The following is a 14,259-nucleotide window of genomic DNA, read 5'->3' on the forward strand; positions in this document are numbered from 1 at the left end:
ACCGTGGGCAACGACCTGACGCTGCCGAGCTGGCTGCGGACGATCGGCGGGCAACCGCACGGCGCGCACCGGCGAGCCCTGGCCGACGAGCACGGCGAACTCACCTTCGCCGAACTGGTCGCCGCCATGGACGCTACCGCCGCCGCGCTGCGCGAGTCCGGGGCCAAGCCGGGCGACCGGATCGTCACCGCGATGGAGCCGTCGGTCCCGCACACGGTCGCGATCCTCGGCGCGCTGGCCGCCGGAATGGTGGCCGCGCCGTTGAACATCCGGCTGACCGCGCCGGAAGCTCGCGCCTACCTCAGCGCCCTCGAACCCACCGCGCTGGTCGCCGACCCCACGTACGCTCCGCTCGCCCGGGAAACCGGGTACCGCGTCATCGAACTGCCCTCGGCGAACCAGCCCGCGCCGATCGCGCGACGCCTGGCACCGCTGCACAATCCCGGCGGCGAACCGACCGCCCCGGACGAGGACGACTACGCGATCATCTTCGGCACCGGCGGCACCACCGGCAGTCCGAAGGGTGCCGTGCACACCCACCGCAGCCTGTGGTTGTGGCTGAACACCTGCGCACACGGCAATCCGCGCGTCCCCTCCGACGTCGAGCTGCTCTTCTCGCCGTTTTTCCACATCACGCTCGGCACGAACCTGCTGACGCCGTTGTTCGCCGGCGGCGAGGTCTGGATCCACCGGCGCTTCGATCCCGCCGCCGCGCTCGCCGCGATCGACCAGGGGGCCAGCAGGCTCATGGGCGCGCCGACGATGTTCGCCGCGCTGCGCGCCCGGCCCGAGTACGCGTCGGCACGCCGGGAGAACGTCACCGCGATCCGCTTCGGCTCCGCCCCGTCCACCGGCGATTTCGTGCGGGATCTGCTGCGCGACTTCCCGAACGCCCGCATCCGGGCCGGTTTCGGCGCGACCGAATTCGGCTCGGTGATGGGATTCGACCACGACGACCTGCTGGCCGGACGCTTCGCCGGGGTCGGAAGGCCGCTGCCGGGCGCGACCGTGCGGATCCTCGACGCCGACGGCCGCGAAGCCGCGCCCGGTGTCGTCGGCGACCTGGTTGTGTCGTGCCCGTGGCAGACGCATGGCTACTACGGCCTCGCTTCCGAAACGGCCTCGACTTTCCAGGCTGACGGTGTCCACATTGGAGACCTCGCGTCGCGAAGCGAGGACGGCTGGGTGACCATCGCGGGCCGCCGCAAGGAAATGATCATCAGCGGTGGGGAGAATGTCTATCCGCGCGAGGTGGAGGAGGTCGTGCTCCGGCACCCGGATGTCGCCGACGCGATCGTGTACGGGATGCCGGACGAGCACTGGGGAGAACGGGTCGAGGCGAGCGTCGTCGCGGTGGCGGGCCGGACTGTCGAGCCGGCCGCGCTGCGGGAGTACTGCCGCGCGGAACTGGCGGGGTACAAGATCCCGAAGACGGTCCGGCTGATCGCCGCGGTGCCGCTCACCGCGAACAACAAACCGGACCGCCGCCAAGCCCGCGCCGACGCTCTCGACCAGGGCTGAGTCACTCCGCCAGTTTGCGCAGCTCCGCCTTGCGGATCTTCCCCGTCGACGTCTTCGGCAACTCCGCGAACCGGATGTCCCTTGGCACCTTGAAATGCGCCAGCCGCTCCCGCAACCACCCGATCAAGTCCACATCGGACACCTCGGCTCCGTCGCGGAGGCGGACGAACGCGACCGGCACCTCGCCCCACTTCGGATCCGCCTTCGCGACCACCGCCGCCTCCGCGACCGCCTCATGGTCCAGCAGCGCGTTCTCGACCTCAATCGACGCGATGTTCTCCCCGCCGCTGATAATCACGTCCTTGAGCCGGTCGCGAACCTCCACATACCCGTCCGGATGCCGCACCGCCACATCCCCCGTATGCAACCAGCCGCCGGCGAACGCCGCCTCAGTCGCTTGTGGATTGTCGAGATACCCTGCCATCACCGTATTCGAGCGGATCACCAGCTCGCCCAGGGTCTCCCCGTCCGCGGGAACGTCCTCGAACTCCGGAGTCACCACCCGCGCCGATTCGACGTTCACCGTCCGAACCCCTTGCCTGGCCATCATTTTCGCCCGCTTCTCCGGTCCGAGCTCCTGCCACTCCGGCCGGGGAACGCACATCAGCGAAGGCCCGTACGTCTCCGTCATCCCGTACAGGTGAGTCACCTCGATCCCGATCCCGGCCATCGCCGCGATCGCAGCCGGCGACGGCGGCGCTCCCCCGACCGCGAACTGCACCCGCTGCGCGAACCGCGCCCCGACGCTCGCCTGCACCAGCGTGTCGAGCACCACCGGCGCACCGCTGAGATGCGTCACCGCTTCCTGCTCGATGAGTTCGAACGCCCGCGCCGCGTCCACTTTCCGGAGCGTGACGTGCCGTGCTCCCGCCGCGGTGACTGCCCAGGTGTAGCACCAGCCGTTGCAGTGGAACATCGGAAGCGTCCACAGATAGCGCGAACTTGCTTGCAGGCCAGTGGAAACGACCTGGCCGAGCGCGTTGAGGTACGCGCCGCGATGCGTGTAGACCACGCCTTTCGGACCGGCCGTGGTGCCCGAGGTGAAGTTGACCGCCAGCGGCTGACGTTCGTCGCTCGGCAGCCGCAACGGCACCGGATCCGCCGTGCGCAGCCAATCCTCGTAATCCTCGCCGATCACCACTACTGCCCGCAATTCAGGCGTTCGCTCGAGAACCCGCGCGGCCAGCGACTGGTCGACGATGAGCACCTTCGCGCCGGAAAGCCGCAGCAGCTGCGCGTATTCGTCCGGCGAGAGACGCGTATTGAGCGCCACCAAAGCACATCCGGCCCCAGGCACGCCGTAATGCGCTTCCAGCAACGGAACATCGTTGGGGGCCAGCACCGCGACCCGGTCGCCCTCGTCGAGTCCTAGCTCCCGCAAGCGTCCGGCCAGCCGCTCCGCGCGGTCCGCGAGCCGCGCCCACGTCATGCGTTCCCCGGCGTCGGTGACCACGCCGATCCCGTCGCCGTCGAGGTCGACCGTGCGCCGCAGGAAACTCAGGGGGCTGAGCGGCACGTCGTTGGCGAATTCCATCTCGGTTCCCTTCACACGACAGCGATCGGGCGCAGCGGCGAACCGGTCCCGCCCCGCAGCGTCAGCGGCAGCGCGACGAAGAGGAACGTGACGACGCCGTCCGCCGCCAGGTCCTCGCAGTTCACCCATTCCATGATGTGCACCCCGTGCCGCTGCAGCAAAAGCACGTGCACCGGCAGCGGATTGCCCGGCACCGGCGACGGCCGGACCTCGAACGACATCGTGTCCGCGCCGACGTACCGCACGCCCTTCGACACCAGCCACTGCGCCCCGTCCACGCCGACGCCGCTGCCGCCGCTGCGCTCGGCGATCCGCGCGGTGTCCGGCCAGAACTTCATCTGCCCGGTCCGCACGAGCACGATGTCCGACCCGGCGATCGTGACGCCGCCCGCCTCCGCCGCCTGCCGGAGATGGTCTTCCCCGACGGCGAAATGCGGTGGCAGGACGTCAAGACCGAGCACCTTCGGGATGTCCAGCAGAACGCCGCGGCCGATGATCGGCCCGAGCTCGGACGCGTCGCCGCGCAGCGCGCCGTAGTCGCCGAGCCCGTTGTTCGCCGAGGTTCCACCGTGCCACTCGTCCTCGCTGCCGCACGTGACGTGACAAAGCGCGTCGATGTGCGTTCCGGTGTGCAGGCTGCCGGAGACGAGTTCGGACACGTAGCCGAACTCGACGTCGTTCGTGCCGGGCGAGTCGAACGGGAACCGGCCTTCGGCGCGCTGGCCCTGCGGGGAGTTGTAGGTGACGACTTCCAGCTGCGGGTTGCCCGCGAACGTCGGCATGTGCCGCCACCAGCCGGTCGACAGGTCGTACACCGAGCCGGTCGCGGGCAGGCCGAGGCTGCGCACGAGGCCGGCGTCGGGCGGGGTGCTTCGGGAACTCATGAACACTTCCTTGTGCCAGAGGGGAAAGATCAGACGGTGACGGACAGCCCGGCGTCCACCGGGACGACCGCGCCGGTAATCCCCGCGGCCGACGGGGAAGCCAGGAACAACACGGCGGCGGCCACCTCGGCGGGCTGCACGGCTCGCCCGCGCGGCGTGCGGCCCACCATGCGCCTGCCCGTCTCCGAGGGCAAGAACTCCTTCATCCGCGGCGTTTCCACCAGGCCGGGCGCGATCGCGTTCACCCGCACCCCGAACGGCGCCTCCGCGGCGAGATACCTGGTGTAGCCGAGCACGCCCGCCTTCGCCGCGGAGTACCAGCTCACGCCGCCGCCGATCACCGTGCCCGCGATCGACGCGACGTTCACGACCGCGTCCGCCCGCTCCCGCACCCGGTCGAGCCAGGACGTCGTGACCAGTTCGACGAGCCCGAGCACGCCGACCACACCGTCCGCGAACGGCCGCGGCCGCTGGCTCGACGGACCGGCGTTGTTGACCAGCATTCCCGGCGTGCGCCACGCCAGCGTGCGGTCGAGTGCCGCGGCGACCGACGCTGGGTCTCCGGCGTCTGCCCCGACGGGCAGCACCTCGCCGCCCGACTCCTGGGCGAGGCTGGTCACCGCCGCGAGGTCGAGGTCCCACGCGGCCACCGCGACTCCCAGTTCGGCCGCGCCGAGCGCGATCGCGCGACCGATCCCGCTGCCCGCGCCGGTGACCAGGACACAGCTTCCGGTTTCAAAACCCATGGTGGTCAGCATCAATACAGTATACTCTTTTGCCGAACCTGAAGCCAGAATTCTGCAGCGCTGCCGATAAGGGATGAAAGAGTGTACTCTGCGAGACGGGTCAGGCTTCCGGCCGCAGCAGCGCGGCGATGGCCTGCAGGTGCCTGCGCATCCGGTGCTGACCCAGCGGAGCGTCCCCGGCGACGAGGGCCGCCACGATCGCTTCGTGCGCCTCGTGCGATTCGCGGGCCGCGTCGCGGTGTTCGCCGCCGGACGATTCGGCGTCCCATTCCCGCTGCACGATGTCCTGATCGAGTTGCGCGAGGACTTCCACGAACAATGTGATCGCCGGGTTTCCGGCGAGTTCGGCGATAACGCGGTGCAGATTGCGCGCGTGCCCCCGGGTGAATCCCTGCTCGATGAGTTCGCGTTCGGATTCGAGCGCTTCTTTCAGCCGGACGATTCCCGATTCCGTGAGATTCTCCGCGGCCAGCGCGATGCCCGCTACCTCGAGCGCGGTCCGCGCCTCCATCAGCTGACGGCGGCTCACCTCAGCGTGGCGCAGGTACACCCGCGCCGCGTTGCGCACGACGCCCGGATCCGGTTCTGTCACCACGAGTCCGCCGCCGGGACCGCGGCGCATCGACGCCATCTGCTGGTGCTCGACCAGCCGCACCGCCTCGCGGAACACCGCCCGGCTGACGCCGTACCGCTCGATCAGCTCCGTTTCCGAGCCGAGCACCGATCCGACGCGCCACCCGTCGTCGATGATGTCTTTTTCGATCTGCTCCGACACCTTTTCCGCCAGCCGCCGATTGCCGCCTTTTTCCCCGGCCGGCGTGGCGTTCTTCTTGCTGGTCATCGGTCGACCCCTGTCGGTGCGCGTGCGGCGAATCGGTAATCACGTGGGCCGCGCCAGTCTATACCACGGCGGATTTCCGGCGGGGACGCGGCAAACCACATTTCCCGCGTCCGACGCCTCCGGTATCCCTCAGCCGAGATACGGCGCCAGCATCGCTCGGGCCAGCCGGCGCGCGGTCGCCGCCGCGTGCGCGGCATCGCCCTCGACCAGGCCGAGCAGCGGGTCCAGCCCCTCGACGTGCGGGGCCAGCGCCAGATGCGGCAAAACCAGCAGCATCAACGACAGCACGATCTCGACGTCGGTGTCCGCGCGCAGCTGCCCCGCCGCCACCGCGCGTTCGACCAGCGGCCGCAGCACCGCCAGGTAGTGGCTGTTGACCGCCTCGCGCACCGGCGTGCGGGCGACCGGATCGGGTTCGAGGTTGGCCGCCGCGGTCATCGCGCGCTCGAGCGGATGATCGTAGAAATACCGCACCCACGCGTCGAGCAGCAGGTCGAGCGAACCGGCGAAATCCTTGTCCCACGGGAGCTTCGCGATCTCGGCCTCCATGGCCGCGCGGATCCGCACGCTCGCCAGCTCGGCGAGGTGGACGTACATGTCGGCCTTGTCGGCGAAGTACTGGAAAAGGCTGCCCTTCGACACGCCGGCCTCGCGGCAGATCGTGTTGAGGCTGCCGCCGCTGAAACCGCGCGCCGCGAACTCCGCCTCCGCCGCCGCCAGCACGGCCGCCCGCCGTTTCTCCGGCAGCCGCTCCCACGTTCCCGTCGGCACCGCCGACCTCCTCTTCTTGACTCTCCCCGCCCTCCGATCGTACTCTATGACCAGTGGTCATGTGACCAGTGGTCATAAGGAGGAGAGCGCATGCCCGCGAACAGCTTCCGGGTCTGCGTCGTCGGTACGGGCTCATCCGGGATCGCAGGGAAAGAATGGCTCCCCTCGGCACTGCGCTGGCCGATCGCCCGCCGGTTGACGGCCGCCGGGTCGCTGCTGACAGCTGCTCGGCGCGATCATGCCGATCACGGAACGGCAAGCCCTCTTGATCGCCGACCATCCGCAAGACCGCTACCGCCTGCCCGGCGCAACCGAGACGGAGCGCGAAATCGACACCCACCGACGCCGGATTTCGCGGCGTTACCTCGCGTCCAAACGGCACACCATCCAGGTTGACTACGACGACTACATGCGCGACCTTCGGCTCGAACGGCGTCACACCCCCGCCGACCGCCTGATGGCCAGCGCCGAAGCCCGAAAGGAGATCCCGGCATGAACGTGTCCTTCCCGGTCGACGGCGACCAGTGCGCGGCCACGCTTTATCTTCCAGCCAACGAAAACCCTCCGGTGACAGTGATGGCGCACGGGCTCGGAGCGGTCCGCGAAATGGGGCTGGCCGCCTACGCCGAACGCTTCACCGCTGCTGGATATGCGTGTCTCGTGTTCGATCACCGGCATTTCGGCGACAGCGAGGGCACTCCGCGCCACCTGCTGTCCCCACGGAAACAACTCGCCGATTGGTCCGCCGCAATCGCCTACGCCAGAACGCTCCCCCAGGTCGACGGCGACCGCGTTATCGCCTGGGGCACGTCCTTCGGCGGCGGGCACGTGCTCGCCACCGCCGCGAGCCGCCCGGCCGGGCTCGTCGCCGCGATCGCGCAATGCCCGTTCACCGACGGCATCTCTTCCGCGCTGGCCATGCATCCGGCCAGCGCGGCGAAGGCCACGGTCGCCGCCGCGCGGGATGTCGTCGGGCACTGGCTCGGGCGGCCGCCGCATCTGATCGCCACCGCCGGACCTCAGCGGGGCACCGCGCTGATGACTGCGCCGGACGCCGAGCCGGGGTATCTTGCGCTAGTGCCGCCGGGCAGCGATTTCCGCAACGAGGTCGCGGCCCGGGCGGTGTTCGACATTCTGCGGTATCGGCCGGGTCGAGGTGCCGGGAGGATCGAGGTGCCGACGTTGTTCGCGGTGTGCGAGAAGGATTCCGTCGCTCCTGCCGGACCCACGCTGCGGTACGCCGCCCGTGCGCCGCGCGGCGAGGTCCGGACTTATCCGGACGGGCATTTCGCCGTCTACCAAGGCGATCCGTTCGAGCGGGTGGTCGCGGATCAGCTCGACTTCCTTCGCCGGCACGTCCCGGTGACGGCATGACCGGGCGGATCGTGGTCTTCGGCGCGACCGGCTACACCGGCGGCCTGGTCCTGGAATCGCTGGTGCGGCGCGGGGTGCGGCCAGTTCTCGCCGGACGCAATCGGGCCGCGCTGGAGGCTCTTGCGTCAGGCCGCGGCGACCTGGAGATCGCAGTCGCGGACGTCGACGACCCCGCGAGCCTTCGCTCGCTGGCCGGGCCCGGCGACGTTCTGATCGCCACCGTCGGCCCGTTCGACCGGATCGGCCACGCGGCCGCGCAGGCCGCCGCCGACTCCGGAGCGCACTATCTCGACTCCACCGGCGAGGTCGGTTTCGTTCGCGCTCTCCGCGCACGACACCATGAGCGAGCGGCGGAAACGGGCGCGGCGATGGTCCCGGCCTTCGGTTACGACTACGTTCCCGGGATCCTGGCCGGCGCACTGGCCGCGCAGGAAGCCGGTGCTGACGTGCGCACGCTGGAGATCGGATATTTCGCGACCGGGCCGCTCTATCGCGGGTTGAGCCAAGGCACTCGCGCGACCATGCGCGACGGCCTGACCTTGCCGTCGCTGCGCTGGCGGGGGCGGCGACTGGTCGAGGAACGAACCGGCAACCGAGTGCGGGCGTTTTCCGTCCGGGGACGGTCCAAGTCGGCTTTTCTGGTTTCCGGAACCGAAGTGCTGTTCCTGCCGGGGAACTTCCCGTCGCTCGACGAGGTGACTGTCTACAATGGATGGTTCCCCGCCTTGAGCCGGGCGATGCCCGCGGTTTCCGCGCTCGCCGCTGTCGCAGGACCGGTGATGCAGGCTGCGAGCGGGCTGATCAAGGGGCCGTCCGGAGGACCGGACGCCGCCGCGCGAGCGAAGACTGGCGCACAGGTCGTCGCAGTCGCCGATTCCCGGGTCGAGGTGCGACTCGAAGGGCCGAATGCGTACACGCTCACCGGGGAATTGCTTGCGTGGGCCGCGATTCGGTTGAGCGCCGACGGCCCGGCAACACCAGGCGTGGTGGGCCCGGTGGACGCGTTCGGGCTGGAGCCCCTCCTGGACGGATGTGCGGAGCTGGGGTTGGTACGCCAGGAGTCCTGAGCGACAACGCCATGCCGCGAAGATCCCTCCGGGACCTCGGCGAAGTGTTCTCGCTGCGCCAAGACGCCACTGACCGCCCACGAAAACCGGGAGGGCTCCTTGAGGGAATCCCATCCCCCTCAAGAAGCCCTCCACGGACTGCCCCGCACCCCCGGGTCTACTCCGAGCGCAACGTGTCCAACCGCGTCACCTGGCGCAGCAGCGGCAACGTCAACGCCGTCACCAGCAGCACCGCACCGACCGCGGCGCCGGCCAGCCCGGCCAGGACCGCGCCGTCCACCATCATCGGCATTTTCGCCAGCCGCAGGATCGGAGCCGTCAAGCCCAGCCCCGCCCCGACGGCCAGCACCACCCCGACGACCACCGGAACCGCCGTCTGCCACAGGGATCCCCGAGCCAGCACGCCGATCGGCACGCCGGACGCGGACAGCGCCGCCAGCGGACGCCGTCGCTCGCTGATCTGCTCGATCGACAGCATCAGCAGGCTCATCGCCGCCACCGCCAGCACGAAGAGCGACGCCGTCAGCAGCACCGCGCGGAAGCTCGCCAGCATCCGGTCGTCGCGGCCGGTGTAGTCGGACATGAAGTCCGTCTTGCCGACCTCGGCCTTCCACGCCAGCGATCGCAAGGCGGGCGCGACCCGGTCGGTCAGCGCGTCGACTCCGCCGGGGCCCTCGACGAACAGTTGCAGGTGCCCCTCCGGCGCCTTGGTCTCGCCGAGCGCGCCGGGCGTCACCAGCAGTTCGCTGGACGACACCTTCGCGCCGTTGGCCGAGGGCACCACCCGGATGTTGTCCGGAGCCGTCCACTTCGGACCGGGGACCTCGTTGCCCTTGCGGTAGCCGGTCATCTGCAACTCGCCCTTGGGAGCGGGCTGGGACGACGAGCCCGCGACATAGAAGACGTCGCCGTCCGCGCAGGTGCCGATGTTCGCCTGCGTCTTCAGCGCCACGCAGTCCCCGAGAGTCCCGAAGACCTGCTGTTCACCGGACCTGAACTGGATGGACTCGGCGCTGTGCACGCCGGTCACCCCGGGCACCCCGGTCAGCCGCTGCCGGACCTCGGCCTCGTGCGCGGCCGTCGTGTCCACCCGCACCGGCGCGGCCGCGACGCCGTCCGGCGCTTGGTACGCCCTCGACGTGCGGTTGGTCATCGACGTGAGCACGCCCTGGATCAGGATCGTCCCGGCCAGCACCACGACCAGCCCGGACACCACCCGGCTGGCGGTGCCGCTGTCGAGCTGCAGCCGCCGCACCGCGAGCTGCCACGACGGCGGGCCGCCCTGCAGCCGTTCCACGATCCGTTCGACCAGCCACGGCAGCAACGCCGCGACGCCGATGAGCAGGAACACGCTGCCCACCGCGAGCGCCATCGCCGCGGCCTGGTCCCCCGACCCCGGCGACACGACGAGCGTCCCGAGCAGGAACACCGCGCCGATCCCGGTGATCGTCCAGCGCCACCACATCCGCCGCCGCACCGGTTTGCCCTGGCGGACCACGCCGAGCGGTTCGACGATCGTCCGGCGCAGGCCGAACAGCGCCGAGCCGACCGCGAGGCCGGGCACCAGCAACACGATCACCAGCAACGAAATCCACGACGGCGTGAAATCGTCGGCGAACACGCGCAGGCCGAACGGCAGCCAGTTCCCGATGAACGGACGCAGCGCGTAGAACAGCGCACCGCCCGCCACGAGCCCGATCACCGCGCCGACCAGCGATTCCGCCGCCGCGACCCGCTTGATCTGCCGGGCGTCCACCCCGATCAGCCGGAGCGCGGCGAGCCGCCGTTCGCGTTGCGCCGCGCCCATTCGCGACGCGGTGGTCACGAAGATCAGCAACGGCAGCAGCAGCACCGCGGCGATCGGCGCGATGACCATCCACATCACCAACGGCAGGGTGAACCCCTCCCGAGGCTTGCCGTAGGCGTAAACGCTGCTGGCGTTCTCGCCCTCGGCCTTGATCTCCGCGGCGGTCGACCCGTAGTACGCCGTCAGGTCGGCGGCGTCGCTGACCCCTGGCTCGGCGATCTGGCCGACCACGTTCCCCGGCAGCCGCGCCTTGATCAACGAGCCCTCGGCCGAGTTCAGCTTCTCCGCCAGCGCCGGCGACACGATCACCTCGCCCGGCGCGGGCAGCCGGGAAAGCCCCGGCGGCACCGGGGAGTTCTCCCCGGTCGCCGCGACGGCGGTCAGCTGGAGGAAGTCCTCGCCTGCCGACGGGTACCAGCGGTAGGTCGCCAGCGGCGCGATCCCCTCGCGCGGCGAGGTGTCCTGCTTGATCGCCGCCGCCCGGTCCGCCCGGGCGTCCACGAGGTGGCTCACCGAGGCGGCGGGCAGGAGCACGGCGACCGCGAGCGCGATCCCGAACGCGGTCATCGCGAGCCGCAGGAGCGCCGAACCGGACATCCGGCCGCCCCCGACGGCCAGCCGGAGTCCCAGCAGCAGATCCCGCATCATGCGACCAGCTCCCGGTCGACCGTGCGCCCGTCCCGCACCACGATCTCGCGGTCGGAGTACGCCGCGACCCGCGGTTCGTGGGTCACCAGCACCACCGCGGCGTGCGTTTCCCGCGCCGCCTGGGTGAGCATCTGCATGACCTTCTCGCCGTTGAGCGAGTCGAGCGCGCCGGTCGGCTCGTCGGCGAAGACGACCTTCGGCCCGGTCACGAGCGCCCGCGCCACCGCGACCCGCTGCGCCTGCCCGCCGGAGACGTCGCCCGGACGGCGCTTCGCCAGGTTGTCGACCTCGAGCCGGGCGAGCCATTCGGTCGCCTTGGCCTCGGCGGGCCCCCGCTTCGCCCCGGTCAGCCGCAGCGGAAGCGCGACGTTCTCGAGGCAGGTCAGCTCGGGGACGAGCTGGCCGAACTGGAACACGAAGCCGAATTCGGTGCGCCGCAACGCGCTCCGGCCCTTGTCGTCCATCGCGACGAGGTCCTGGCCGCCGTAGGTGATGACGCCCGAATCCGGCCGGACGATCCCGGCGAGACAGTGCAGCAGCGTCGATTTCCCCGAACCGGACGAGCCCATGATCGCGAGCACTTCCCCCGCCGAGACGGCCAGCGCCGCCCCGTCGAGCGCCCGCGTCTGGCCGAACGACTTGTGCAGCCCGTTGCCTGCGAGCAACGGAGTTCCCGGCCTGGTCATCAGCGCACCGCCTTCTCGAGTTCGCCGAGCCGGGCCGCGGTGAGCTCGAGCCACCGCAGGTCCGCCTCGAGATGGAAGAGCGCGTGGTCGCAGATCAGCTGATCGGCGAGGTCGCCCTCGTACTTCCGCTTCGTGAGCGAGCGCATCACCTTGAGGTGCTCGCTGCGCTGGACGTCGAGCACGTCGGTGGCGTCGCGGCCGGACAGCAGCGCGAGGACCACCTTCGTGTACAGCGTGTTCTGCAGGTACGGCTCCGGGTTTTCCGGAGTGCCCAGCCACGTCTCGACGTCGGTGACCCCGGCGTCGGTGATCGTGTAGCGCTTGCGCTCGGGCCCTTCTCCGCTCTCGACCCCCGCGACCTCGACCATGCCGTTGCGCAGCAGGCGCGACAGCGTCGAGTAGACCTGGCCGTACGCGAGCGGGCGGTCGTGCCCGAACTGCTCGTCGTACGCCCGTTTCAGGTCGTACCCGTGTCTCGGCCCCGACTCGAGCAACCCGAGCAAGGTATGTGAAACCGACATTCCCCTGTTCCTCCCTTGACCCCGGAATCCCGGGGGTGAAGATCACTATACAGCAGGGGTATACGCGACGTGTATACCACCGCAGAATAGTGCGTTAGAGCAGGTCAGAGAGTTTCTGTCGGCGCGTCGGCGGGGAGCGGCTACTTCCGCTCGCCGAGGTCCGCCCGGAGGCGCGTCAGGAGGTCCGCGGTCGTCTTCGCGCGGCCTGGCTCCCGGCTCGCGATGGTGTGCGCGAGGATGTCGGTCACGATCGAGGCGGTCAGGGTTTCGCCGGTGAATTTCGTCGGGGAGTCCGGCGCCGGCAGCACTACGCGGACCCGGGCTTCGAGGTCCGCCGGCAGCTGGCTCGTCACGAGCACTACCGCCGCGCCGACCTCCTCCGCGTAGCGCAGGATCAGCTCGACATCGCGGTTCTGCCGGGCCGGGACGTACACGAGCACCGCGTCGTCGGCGCCCAACGGGAGCAAGGCGTCCGCGAGCCGGAAGCCCGTGTCGTCGCAATGCCGGGTCACCAGCCCGCGGCGGGCGAGCCGGAAAGCGGCGTACTCAGCGCACACCGACGACAACCCGAGCCCCCAGGTGAACACCATCCGCGCGTCAAGCAGCAGTTGCGCCGCCTCCTCGACCGCCTCCGGCGCAAGCTGCCGCTGCATTTCCTGCAGCCGTTCCGCGCTGTCGGCCATCACCCGGTCGATCTGGCGCGACCCGGTGGACCCGAGGTTCTCGATAGCCGCGCTCAGCCGGACAGTCGGCTCGGTGCGTGCGGTGAACGTCTGGCCGAGGTGGCGCTTCAGCTCCGGCAGCCCCGAATAGCCGAGCGCTTTCGCGGTGCGGACGACGGTCGCGTCACTGGTCCCGGCCGCCGCGCCGAGGTCGCCCGCCGAGGAGAACAGGACCTCGTTCGGGTTGGCCAGCATGAACCGGGCGACCTGGCGTTCCGCGGGCTTGAGGTCGTCGAGCCGGGCGCGGACGTGGTCGTCGAAGTGGTCGCCGCCGAGATAAGTAGTGGACATGACACCCTTGACTGGACGTAGTGGCTACTACAAGATGCCGGAAGGTTCTCCGTTGTGTAGTGAACCCTACCTGCCGGCTCGACGAGGAGCACTCATGAGGACAGATCAGCCCCTGGTACGGCTGCGCGGCGTCGGCAAGTCGTTCGGATCGGCCCGGGTGCTGACCGGGATCGACCTCGACGTCCGGCGCGGCGAAGTCGTCGTGGTCATCGGCCCGTCCGGGTCCGGGAAATCGACGCTGTGCCGCTGCGTCAACCGGCTCGAGACCGCGGACGAGGGCTCGATCGAAATCGAGGGCCGCCCGCTGCCCGCCGAGGGCGCGGACCTCGCCCGGCTGCGCGCCGACGTCGGCATGGTGTTCCAGTCCTTCAATCTCTTCGCGCACAAAACGGTGCGGGAGAACGTGATGCTCGGCCCGGTCCGCGTGCGCGGGCTCAGCCGCGCCGAGGCGCACGAACGCGCCGACGAACTGCTGGAGCGGGTAGGCGTCGGCGCGCACGGCGACAAATACCCGGCGCAGCTGTCCGGCGGTCAGCAGCAGCGGGTCGCGATCGCCCGCGCGCTGGCGATGGAACCGCGCGTGCTGCTGTTCGACGAACCGACCAGCGCGCTCGACCCCGAGATGATCCACGAGGTCCTCGACGTGATGACCGCGCTCGCCACCGACGGCATGACCATGATCGTGGTGACCCACGAGATGGGCTTCGCCCGCAAGGCCGCCGACCGCGTCGTGTTCATGGCTGAGGGCCGCATCGCCGAATCCGCCGCGCCGGACGCCTTCTTCGGCTCGCCGCAGACCGAACGCGCCCGTGATTTCCTCGCCCGCGTGCTCAGCCACTGAGCCTG

Annotated in this window: 14 protein-coding genes; 5 read left to right on the forward strand and 9 right to left on the reverse strand. The window is 70.1% G+C overall.

The window, feature by feature from the left end:
- Nucleotides 1–3 precede the first annotated feature (3 nt).
- Complete coding sequence (locus ACZ7OI_RS11245) at nt 4–1,521, forward strand: class I adenylate-forming enzyme family protein (RefSeq protein ID WP_470264041.1); 1,518 nt, start codon at nt 4–6, stop codon at nt 1,519–1,521.
- 1 nt (nt 1,522) lies between these two features.
- Here ACZ7OI_RS11245 and ACZ7OI_RS11250 read toward each other — a convergent pair whose 3' ends face one another.
- The 5 genes from ACZ7OI_RS11250 to ACZ7OI_RS11270 all read right to left on the reverse strand — a co-directional run bounded on the left by ACZ7OI_RS11250 (nt 1,523) and on the right by ACZ7OI_RS11270 (nt 6,297).
- Complete coding sequence (locus ACZ7OI_RS11250; RefSeq protein WP_470264042.1) at nt 1,523–3,055, reverse strand: AMP-binding protein; 1,533 nt, start codon at nt 3,053–3,055, stop codon at nt 1,523–1,525.
- Between the two features lie 11 nt (nt 3,056–3,066).
- On the reverse strand, nt 3,067–3,939 hold the full coding sequence (locus tag ACZ7OI_RS11255) for a cyclase family protein (RefSeq protein WP_470264043.1): 873 nt from the start codon (nt 3,937–3,939) through the stop codon (nt 3,067–3,069).
- A gap of 29 nt (nt 3,940–3,968) precedes the next feature.
- Nucleotides 3,969–4,697, reverse strand: coding sequence for an SDR family NAD(P)-dependent oxidoreductase (locus ACZ7OI_RS11260; RefSeq protein ID WP_470264044.1), 729 nt, complete (start codon nt 4,695–4,697; stop codon nt 3,969–3,971).
- 88 nt (nt 4,698–4,785) lie between these two features.
- Nucleotides 4,786–5,526 carry a FadR/GntR family transcriptional regulator gene (locus ACZ7OI_RS11265; protein WP_470264045.1) on the reverse strand — a complete coding sequence of 247 codons (741 nt, stop codon included), beginning with the start codon at nt 5,524–5,526 and terminating at the stop codon, nt 4,786–4,788.
- Between the two features lie 129 nt (nt 5,527–5,655).
- On the reverse strand, nt 5,656–6,297 hold the full coding sequence (locus ACZ7OI_RS11270) for a TetR/AcrR family transcriptional regulator (protein ID WP_470264046.1): 642 nt from the start codon (nt 6,295–6,297) through the stop codon (nt 5,656–5,658).
- Nucleotides 6,298–6,520: 223 nt separating this feature from the next.
- Here ACZ7OI_RS11270 and ACZ7OI_RS11275 point away from each other — a divergent pair, with 223 nt between their 5' ends.
- Genes ACZ7OI_RS11275 through ACZ7OI_RS11285 form a run of 3 tightly spaced genes read left to right on the forward strand, consistent with a single transcriptional unit; the run spans nt 6,521 to nt 8,738 of the window.
- Nucleotides 6,521–6,793, forward strand: coding sequence for a hypothetical protein (locus tag ACZ7OI_RS11275; protein WP_470264315.1), 273 nt, complete (start codon nt 6,521–6,523; stop codon nt 6,791–6,793).
- Complete coding sequence (locus tag ACZ7OI_RS11280; RefSeq protein ID WP_470264047.1) at nt 6,790–7,671, forward strand: alpha/beta hydrolase; 882 nt, start codon at nt 6,790–6,792, stop codon at nt 7,669–7,671. The genes ACZ7OI_RS11275 and ACZ7OI_RS11280 overlap by 4 nt, the downstream gene beginning before the upstream one ends.
- Nucleotides 7,668–8,738 carry a saccharopine dehydrogenase family protein gene (locus ACZ7OI_RS11285; RefSeq protein ID WP_470264048.1) on the forward strand — a complete coding sequence of 357 codons (1,071 nt, stop codon included), beginning with the start codon at nt 7,668–7,670 and terminating at the stop codon, nt 8,736–8,738. The genes ACZ7OI_RS11280 and ACZ7OI_RS11285 overlap by 4 nt, the downstream gene beginning before the upstream one ends.
- 157 nt (nt 8,739–8,895) lie before the next feature.
- On the opposite strand, the gene ACZ7OI_RS11290 is transcribed toward ACZ7OI_RS11285, so the two are convergent.
- From ACZ7OI_RS11290 to ACZ7OI_RS11305, 4 genes are all read right to left on the reverse strand, one after another.
- A complete protein-coding gene (locus ACZ7OI_RS11290; RefSeq protein WP_470264049.1) occupies nt 8,896–11,193 on the reverse strand; it encodes an FtsX-like permease family protein in 2,298 nt (765 codons plus the stop codon).
- Nucleotides 11,190–11,879 carry an ABC transporter ATP-binding protein gene (locus ACZ7OI_RS11295; protein ID WP_470264050.1) on the reverse strand — a complete coding sequence of 230 codons (690 nt, stop codon included), beginning with the start codon at nt 11,877–11,879 and terminating at the stop codon, nt 11,190–11,192. Before ACZ7OI_RS11295 ends, ACZ7OI_RS11290 begins: the two co-directional genes overlap by 4 nt.
- Nucleotides 11,879–12,400 carry a PadR family transcriptional regulator gene (locus ACZ7OI_RS11300; RefSeq protein ID WP_344264414.1) on the reverse strand — a complete coding sequence of 174 codons (522 nt, stop codon included), beginning with the start codon at nt 12,398–12,400 and terminating at the stop codon, nt 11,879–11,881. The genes ACZ7OI_RS11295 and ACZ7OI_RS11300 overlap by 1 nt, the downstream gene beginning before the upstream one ends.
- Nucleotides 12,401–12,540: 140 nt before the next feature.
- Complete coding sequence (locus ACZ7OI_RS11305) at nt 12,541–13,413, reverse strand: MurR/RpiR family transcriptional regulator (protein ID WP_470264051.1); 873 nt, start codon at nt 13,411–13,413, stop codon at nt 12,541–12,543.
- A 94-nt stretch (nt 13,414–13,507) separates the two neighbouring features.
- Between ACZ7OI_RS11305 and ACZ7OI_RS11310 the strand changes: the two genes are divergently transcribed.
- Entirely contained in the window at nt 13,508–14,254 is a 747-nt protein-coding gene (locus tag ACZ7OI_RS11310; RefSeq protein ID WP_470264052.1) for an amino acid ABC transporter ATP-binding protein, read from the forward strand.
- Nucleotides 14,255–14,259: the final 5 nt, after the last annotated feature.

The sequence above is a fragment of the Amycolatopsis sp. NPDC114503 genome (genome assembly GCF_055633655.1).

Bases quoted from the DNA above. Each gene is read 5' to 3' on its own strand.
- ACZ7OI_RS11250 (WP_470264042.1), bottom strand. From the start codon at position 3,055: ATGGAATTCGCCAACGACGTGCCGCTCAGCCCCCTGAGTTTCCTGCGG.
- ACZ7OI_RS11255 (WP_470264043.1), bottom strand. From the start codon at position 3,939: ATGAGTTCCCGAAGCACCCCGCCCGACGCCGGCCTCGTGCGCAGCCTC.
- ACZ7OI_RS11260 (WP_470264044.1), bottom strand. From the start codon at position 4,697: ATGCTGACCACCATGGGTTTTGAAACCGGAAGCTGTGTCCTGGTCACC.
- ACZ7OI_RS11265 (WP_470264045.1), bottom strand. From the start codon at position 5,526: ATGACCAGCAAGAAGAACGCCACGCCGGCCGGGGAAAAAGGCGGCAAT.
- ACZ7OI_RS11280 (WP_470264047.1), top strand. From the start codon at position 6,790: ATGAACGTGTCCTTCCCGGTCGACGGCGACCAGTGCGCGGCCACGCTT.
- ACZ7OI_RS11285 (WP_470264048.1), top strand. From the start codon at position 7,668: ATGACCGGGCGGATCGTGGTCTTCGGCGCGACCGGCTACACCGGCGGC.
- ACZ7OI_RS11290 (WP_470264049.1), bottom strand. From the start codon at position 11,193: ATGATGCGGGATCTGCTGCTGGGACTCCGGCTGGCCGTCGGGGGCGGC.
- ACZ7OI_RS11295 (WP_470264050.1), bottom strand. From the start codon at position 11,879: ATGACCAGGCCGGGAACTCCGTTGCTCGCAGGCAACGGGCTGCACAAG.
- ACZ7OI_RS11300 (WP_344264414.1), bottom strand. From the start codon at position 12,400: ATGTCGGTTTCACATACCTTGCTCGGGTTGCTCGAGTCGGGGCCGAGA.
- ACZ7OI_RS11305 (WP_470264051.1), bottom strand. From the start codon at position 13,413: ATGTCCACTACTTATCTCGGCGGCGACCACTTCGACGACCACGTCCGC.
- ACZ7OI_RS11310 (WP_470264052.1), top strand. From the start codon at position 13,508: ATGAGGACAGATCAGCCCCTGGTACGGCTGCGCGGCGTCGGCAAGTCG.